The 7,457-nt window shown below is 73.8% G+C and carries 6 protein-coding genes; 5 read left to right on the top strand and 1 reads right to left on the bottom strand.

All coding sequences use genetic code 11. The features are described 5' to 3' along the window. Positions 1 to 185: 185 nt before the first annotated feature. Entirely contained in the window at positions 186 to 1,190 is a 1,005-nt protein-coding gene (locus ACZ7HT_RS25875) for a Gfo/Idh/MocA family protein (protein ID WP_471170370.1), read from the bottom strand. Positions 1,191 to 1,401: 211 nt separating this feature from the next. On the opposite strand from ACZ7HT_RS25875, the gene ACZ7HT_RS25870 reads away from it, so the two are divergent. From ACZ7HT_RS25870 to ACZ7HT_RS25850, 5 genes are read left to right on the top strand one after another with little or no spacing between them, the layout of a single operon-like run. Beyond that, complete coding sequence (locus ACZ7HT_RS25870) at positions 1,402 to 2,517, top strand: cytochrome P450 family protein (protein WP_471170289.1); 1,116 nt, start codon at positions 1,402 to 1,404, stop codon at positions 2,515 to 2,517. Next, the gene (locus ACZ7HT_RS25865; RefSeq protein ID WP_471170286.1) at positions 2,514 to 3,821 is read left to right on the top strand and encodes an activator-dependent family glycosyltransferase; all 1,308 of its coding nucleotides are present in this window, start codon (positions 2,514 to 2,516) and stop codon (positions 3,819 to 3,821) included. The genes ACZ7HT_RS25870 and ACZ7HT_RS25865 overlap by 4 nt, the downstream gene beginning before the upstream one ends. 16 nt (positions 3,822 to 3,837) lie before the next feature. After that, the gene (gene rfbH / locus ACZ7HT_RS25860; RefSeq protein ID WP_471170283.1) at positions 3,838 to 5,139 is read left to right on the top strand and encodes a lipopolysaccharide biosynthesis protein RfbH; all 1,302 of its coding nucleotides are present in this window, start codon (positions 3,838 to 3,840) and stop codon (positions 5,137 to 5,139) included. 7 nt (positions 5,140 to 5,146) lie between these two features. Next, positions 5,147 to 5,932, top strand: coding sequence for an SDR family NAD(P)-dependent oxidoreductase (locus ACZ7HT_RS25855; RefSeq protein WP_471170280.1), 786 nt, complete (start codon positions 5,147 to 5,149; stop codon positions 5,930 to 5,932). 8 nt (positions 5,933 to 5,940) lie between these two features. Beyond that, positions 5,941 to 7,332 (top strand): nuclear transport factor 2 family protein, encoded by a 1,392-nt coding sequence (locus tag ACZ7HT_RS25850; protein ID WP_471170277.1) that lies wholly within the window; start codon positions 5,941 to 5,943, stop codon positions 7,330 to 7,332. Positions 7,333 to 7,457: the final 125 nt, after the last annotated feature.

The raw sequence follows: 7,457 nt of genomic DNA, 5'->3' as shown, positions 1-7,457 counted from the left end.
ACCTGCCGTACCGGCGTGCTGCCTCGGCGAAGACTGCCACCCTCCCCCCCCCCCCCCCCCCCTCCCCCCCCTCCCCCCCCCCCCCCCCCCCCCCGCCCTCCCCCCCCCCCCCCCCCCCCCCCCCCCCCCCCCCCCCCCCCCGGGGAAGGGGCCGGCAGGCCGTCACACTCGCCGGTCCGCGGTTCTCAGCGTGCCCCGGACCTCCCGGCCGGCAGCCGGGGCGCGGACGTCGGCACGCCGACCGTCCGGGCGACCTGGCGCACCCGCTCCACGAGCAGTGCCTGCCGCAGCGTCGCCGTCTCCTCACCGGCCGGCCGGGCCTCGCCCAGCGCCGCCCGCACGAACGCGTCCATGGCGTTGAAGACCTGGTCGTCCTCCGGCAGCGCCCGCTCCGTCACCACGTCCTGCTGCTCGATCCGCACCAGCGGCCGCAGCTGCTCCGGCGGCGTGAACGCCCGCCGCACGCTCAGCCGCCCCCGGTCGCCCCAGAGCGTGTACATCGACCGGTACGAGTGCTCGAAGCCGAAGTCCAGCTGCGCCGTCACCCCGCGCTCGTCGCAGAGCAGCGCACTGCCCGCCACGTCCACCCCCGTCGCCTCGTCGACCCGCAGGAACGCGCCGAGCACCTCCAGCTCCCCGGTCAGGTGCAACTGGGCCGCCCGCAGCGGGTACACCCCCACGTCCAGCAGCGCCCCGCCGCCCAACTCAGGGCGGTAGCGGAAGGAGTCGGGCGCCAGCGGAGGCACCGCGAACGTCCCCGAGAACTGGCGCAGCCCGCCCACGGACTCGTCCAGCATCGCCCGCACCGCGGCGTGCTGCGAATGGTGCAGGAAGATGAAGTTCTCGGCCAGCACGAGGCCGAGCCGCGACGCCTCCGTCAGCAGCTCCAGGGTCTTCTCGTACGCGTCCGACATCGGCTTCTCGACCAGGACGTGCTTCCCCGACCGCAGCGCCCGCATCGCCCACTCGTGGTGCATGCCGGGCGGCAGCGGGATGTAGACGGCGTCCAGGTCCTCGCGCTCGAGCAGTGCCTCGTACCCGCCGACCCCCTCGCAGCCGAAGACGGCCCCGACCTGCGCGGCCCTGGCCTCGTCCCGGCTGGCCACCGCGACGAGGTCGACCAGATCGTGCGCTGCGAGAACGGGCATGATCCGGCGGATCGCGATGTTCGCGGTCCCGAGCACGCCCATTCTGAGCGGCCGTTGCTGACGGTGCTCTGGCATAGCGATCCTCATCACCTCGCGGGAGTCCAACGGGGACCCCACCGTAGAGCCGGACGATCAAGCGCCACTTGAGGAACGGTGGACCCGCACAAGGCCCGGAAGCCCGGAAAACGGCTTCGAGCGTTCTTCTAATCCCGCCCCGTACGTTGCCGGGTAATCGGACGACGGAGGTGGCTCGGTGACAGCGGCGACCAGTGCGCTGGGGCGCGAACTACAGCTCGTACACGCGGCACAGTGGCTCTACTCGGTGAACGGCGAACCGTTCGTCCCCGGCGACGGAGACCCGTACGCCGGCCTGGTGCGCGGCTTCGCCGAGGACACCGCACCGCTCCACGCGGCCCTGGGGGAACGCGGACCGCTGTGGCGCAGCAGGCTCGGCCCCTGGGTCGCCGGCCCGGCGGCCCTGCCCGGGCTGCTCGGCCACCCCGGCCTCGTGGTCGCCCCGGCCGTCCCCCAGGCCGAACCCTGGCTGCCCGCGCCGGACCGGCAGCGGCGCGGCATGGCCCGCGAGCTCGCCGACCGGGGCGGCCGGAGCGCCGTCCGCTCCGCCGCCCCGACGCTCCGGCGGCTGACCGCCGGGACGGTCGGCGGCCTCGCCCCCGGACCGGTCGACCTCATCACCGCCGCCGCGGCCCCGCTCGCCGTCATCGGCTGCGCCGCCCTGCTCGGCGTGGCCGGGGACCAGCGCGCGCGGTTCGCCGCCGCCGTCGCGGACACCGCGCCCGCCGTGGACGCCCTGGTCTGCCCGCAGAGCCTTGCCGCCACCGAGCGGGCAGGCGCCGGAATCCGCACACTGCGCGGACTCCTCGCCCCGACGGAACACGCCGAGGCCGGACTCGTCCTCGCCGTCGCCGGCACCCGGGCCGCCCTCGACCTGCTCGGCGAGACGCTGCTGCGCCTCCTCGACCGGCCCGGCGCATGGTCCCGGCTGCGCACCGACCCGGGACACGCCGCCGCGGCCGTCCGCGCCGCCACGCCCGCGCACGGCCCCTGGCACCTCCACCCGCTGACCGCCCTCGCCCCGTTGGAGACGGCCGGCGTCCGCGTCGAGGCCGGCGACCAGGTCACGCTCGTGCCCGGCCCCGGCCCCGGCCCCGGCGGCATGGCACCCGCCCCCTACGCCAGGCTGCTGCTCCCGGCCGCCTACGCCGTCGCCGAGGAGGCGCTCCGGCAGCTCGCCGCCCGCTTCCCCCGCATCGAGCCCGACGGCGCGCCGGTCCGCGCGCGCAGGGCCCCCGTCACCCGCCGCCTGGTCCGGCTGCCCGCGCTGCTCGGCGAGGAGGAGACCCGATGAAGGTCCTGTTCACGTCCCTGGCCCACCCCACCCACTACCACCCCCTGGTGCCGCTCGCCTGGGCCCTGCGCACCGCCGGCCACGAGGTCCGGGTCGCAAGTCAGCCCGAGCTGACCGACGTCGTCACCGGCACCGGCCTCACCGCCGTCCCGGTCGAATGGTCACTCGGACCGGTCGAGGAGACGGGCCTGCTCGGCGCCCTCCACGACGAGGCGTCCGCGCACGTCCAGGGCTTCGACTTCGCCGCCCGCGGCGACCGCCCCTGGACCTGGGAGCAGCTCCTCGCCCTGGAGAACGTGATGGTGCCGACCCTGTACGGCGCCCTCAACAACGACGTGATGGTCGACTCGCTGGTCGCCTTCGCCCGCTCCTGGCGGCCCGACCTCGTCGTCTGGGAGACCTTCACCCTCGCCGGCGCCCTCGCCGCCCGCGCCACCGGGGCCGCCCACTGCCGACTCGTCTCCGGCCCGGACGTCAGCGTCCGCGCCCGCCAGGAGTTCCTGCGCCTCGCCGCCGAGCAGGAGCCCGAGCACCGTGAGGATCCCACCGCCGAGTGGCTGGAGCGGACCCTCGCACGGATCGGCTCCCCGCACGGCTACACCGAGTCCATGGTCACCGGGGAGTGGACGGTGAACACCACCCCGCCCAGCACCCAGCTCGACCTCGGCCTGCCCACCGTCCAGGTCCGGCACGTCGCCTACAACGGCCCCGCCGTCGTCCCCGACTGGCTGCGCACCGCGCCGGAGCGCCCCCGCGTCTGCGTGACGCTCGGCTCCTCCGCCGCCGACACCGGCGTCGACATGCTCAAGCTCCTCGGCGGCCTCGCCGAGCTCGACGCCGAGATCGTCGCCACCGTCGACGAGGAGACCATGGCGGCGGCGGCGGACCTCCCGGACAACGTCCGGCTCGTCGACTTCGTCCCGCTCAACGACCTGCTGCCCACCTGCGCCGCCGTCGTGCACCACGGCGGGGTCGGCACGAAGGCGACCGCGGAACTGCACGCCGTCCCGCAGCTGATCCTCGCCTTCGGCTGGGACACCGAGGTCATGGGCCGCGGCCTTGAGGAGATCGGCGCGGGCATCTGTCTGCCCAGCGCCGAGCTGCTCCCGGAAGCGGTCCGCACCCAGGTCGGCCGGCTCCTCCTGGAGCCGGCGTACGCCGAGGGCGCCCGCCGGCTCCAGGAGGAGCTGCGCGCCGTGCCCAGCCCGAACGAGATCGTCCCCATCATCGAGCGGCTGGTCGCCGAACACCGAGCCGACGCCGGACCGGTGTTCCGCGACACCCATGTCGCCCACCACGCCTGAGGCGGAGATGCCAGAGATGTCGGATACCAAGGCGCAAGTCCTGAACCTGGCACGCACGTTCCACAAGGAACAGGAGAGCCGCGCCTTCGAAGCCGGGGTCACCCCGATCCTGTCCGCCAGTGCGGTCCTCGACGAGGAGGACCGGATCGCACTCGTCGAGGCGGCGCTGGAGCTGCGCATCGCCGCCGGCGTGCGCACCAGGAAGTTCGAGAGCGCGTTCGCGCGCTACTTCCGGCGCCGCAAGGCCCATATGGTCAACTCCGGCTCGTCGGCGAACCTGCTGGCGGTCTCGGCGCTGACCTCGCCCAGACTGAAGGACGTGCGGCTGCGCCCCGGCGACGAGGCCGTCACCGTCGCGGCGGGCTTCCCCACCACCATCAACCCGATCGTCCAGAACGGGCTGAAGCCGGTCTTCGTCGACATCGAGCTGGGCACGTACAACGCCTCGCTCGAACAGATCGAGGCGGCGATCACCCCACGCACCCGGCTCATCATGATCGCCCACGCGCTGGGCAACCCGTTCCCCGTCGCCGAGGTCGCCGAACTCGCCGCCCGGCACGGCATCTTCCTCGTCGAGGACAACTGCGACGCGGTCGGCTCCACCTACCAGGGCCGGCTCACCGGCACCTTCGGCGACCTGTCGACGGTCAGCTTCTACCCCGCCCACCACATCACCGCCGGCGAGGGCGGCTGCGTCCTCACCTCCAGCCTCGAACTCGCCAGGATCGTCGAGTCGATGCGGGACTGGGGCCGGGACTGCTGGTGCGAACCGGGCACCGACAACACCTGCCTCAAGCGGTTCGACTACCAGTTCGGGAGCCTGCCGGCCGGCTACGACCACAAGTACGTCTTCTCCCACCTGGGCTACAACCTGAAGGCGACCGACCTCCAAGGGGCCCTGGCGCTCAGCCAGATGCGCCACATCGACGACTTCGGCGCGGCCCGCCGGCGCAACTGGCAGCGGCTCCACGACGGCCTGGCCGACGTGCCCGGACTGCTGCTGCCCCGGGCCACCCCGGGCAGCGACCCGAGCTGGTTCGGTTTCGCCCTCACGGTGCTGCCCGAGGCCGGCTTCACCCGCCGCGGCCTCGTCGACTTCCTGGAGTCGCGCCGGATCGGCACCCGGCGGCTCTTCGGCGGCAACATCACCCGCCACCCCGCCTACGAAGGCGTGGACCACCGGATCGTCGGCGAGCTGACCAACTGCGACACCGTCACCGAGAACACCTTCTGGATCGGCGTCCACCCGGCGCTCACCACCGAGATGATCGATTACGTCATCGAGTCCGTCACCGAGTTCTGCACGCGAAAGGGCTGATCACGTCATGACCGAACGTACCGGCAGGACCGCCGTCGTCACCGGTGCCACCAGCGGGATCGGTCTCTCCGTCGCCCGGCAGCTGGCCGCCGACGGCCACCGCGTCTTCCTCTGCGCCCGGGACGCCGACCGCGTCGCGCTCACCGTCAAGGAGCTGCGTGCCGAGGGGTGCGAGGCCGACGGCGCCGGCTGCGACGTGCGCGACAGCGCCTCGATCGAGCGGCTGGTCGGCGCGGCCGTGGCGCGCTACGGACCGGTCGGCATCCTGGTCAACAACGCCGGCCGCAGCGGCGGCGGCGAGACCCACACACTCACCGACGAGCTGTGGGACGACGTCATGGCCACCAACCTCGACAGCGTCTTCCGGTTCACCCGGGCCGTGCTCACCACCGGCGGGATGCGGGACGGCGGCTGGGGCCGGATCGTCAACATCGCCTCCACCGGCGGCAAGCAGGGCGTCGTCCTCGGCGCCCCCTACTCCGCCTCCAAACACGGCGTCGTCGGCTTCACCAAGGCGCTCGGCCTGGAACTGGCCAGGACCGGGATCACCGTCAACGCGGTCTGCCCCGGATACGTCGAGACGCCGATGGCGGTCCGGGTCCGCCAGGGGTACGCCGCCGCCTGGGCGACCACCGAGGACGACGTCCTCGACCGCTTCCGGGCGAAGATCCCACTCGGCCGCTACACCACGCCCGACGAGGTGGCGGGGATGGTCGGCTACCTGCTGACCGACGCGGCTGCCCCCGTCACCGCGCAGGCGATCAACGTCTGCGGCGGCCTCGGCAACTACTGAGGAGAGTCATGTCCGACGACAGCCCGCACACGGCCGCCGCCCCCACCGTGCACGAGACCGTCCACGAGATCGAGGTGGACGCCCCCGCCGAGGTGGTCTACGACCTGGTCGCCGACGCCGCCCGCTGGCCCGTCCACTTCCCGCCCAACCTGCACGTCGAGGTCCTGGAGGGCGGCGGAGGGAAGGACGGCGTGGAGCGTCTGCGGATCTGGGCGACCGCCGAAGGAGCCGTCAAGAACTGGGAGTCCCGCCGCGAGCTCGACCGCACCGCCCTGACGGTGACGTTCCGTCAGGTACGGTCGCAGGCGCCGGTGGCGGGCATGGGCGGCACCTGGCATCTCGAACCGCTGGGGGAGCGGCGCACCAGGGTGCGCTTCACCCACACCTTCACCGCGGTCGGCGACGACCCCGAGAACGTGGCCTGGATCCGCCGCGCCATCGACACCAACACCGGATCCGAGCTGCAGGCGCTGCGTGCGGGCGCCGAGACGGCCTCCGACGGCCTCGTCCTCACCTTCGACGACACCGTGCGGATCGATGGATCGGCCGAGGACGCCTACGAGTTCATCCGCGCCGCCGACCGGTGGACCGAACGGCTGCCGCACGTCGCCCGGGTCTCGCTCACCGAGGAGGTCCCCGGCGAGCAGGTTCTGGAGATGGACACCCGCACCGCCGACGGCTCCACCCACACCACCCGGTCCGTGCGGATCTGCTTCCCGGCCGAGCGGATCGTCTACAAGCAGATCCACACCCCCGCGCTCATGGACGCCCACACCGGTGAGTGGATCTTCGAGGAGGACGGTGAAGGCTGCCTGGTCACCTCCCGGCACACCGTGCGGATCGCCCCCGACGCGGTCCGGGACGTCCTCGGCCCGGACGCCGACGTCGCCCGCGCCCGGGAGTTCGTCCGCGAGGCCCTCGGCCGTAACAGCAGGGCCACCCTCGGCCACGCGGCGGCCTACGCCGGAGGGCTGCGCGCCGCCGGGCCCGTCGGCCACGACGTGTACGTCTCCGTGCAGCGGTTCTACGCCGAGCAGATGCGGCACCTCGACGAGGGGCGCGCGGAGGAGTGGGCCGCCACGTTCACCGAGGACGGTGTCTTCGGCCAGAATTCCGGCGCGGAGCCGGTCCGCGGCCGTACGGCCATCGCCGCCGCCGTGCGCGCCGGCCGGGCGCGGCTCGCTGCGGATCCGCGGCAGCGCCGGCACGTCTTCGCCATGCTCACCGTGGACCAGGCGGCCGGCGGAGCGGTCCGCGCCCGCTCGTACGCACAGGTCCTGGTGACTCCGCCGGGCGGCCCGACCGCGCTGCACCTGAGCGCCGTCTGCGAGGACGAACTGGTCCCGGTCGCCGGCGGCTGGGAGGTCCGGAACCGCCGGGTCGAGCACGACGGCCGCTGACCTCCGAACGAAGGCGGGGGCGGGGGGGGGGGGGGGGGGGGGGGGGGGCCCCCCCCCGGGGGGAAGGAGAAGGGGGGGGGGGGGGGGAGGTTGACCTAACACTCCTCGCCCGATTGTGGAGGGAT

The sequence above is a fragment of the Streptomyces sp. NPDC037410 genome (assembly GCF_055602235.1).
The sequence above is the reverse complement of the archived record's forward strand: the minus strand, read 5'-3'. Positions and strand labels throughout refer to the sequence as shown.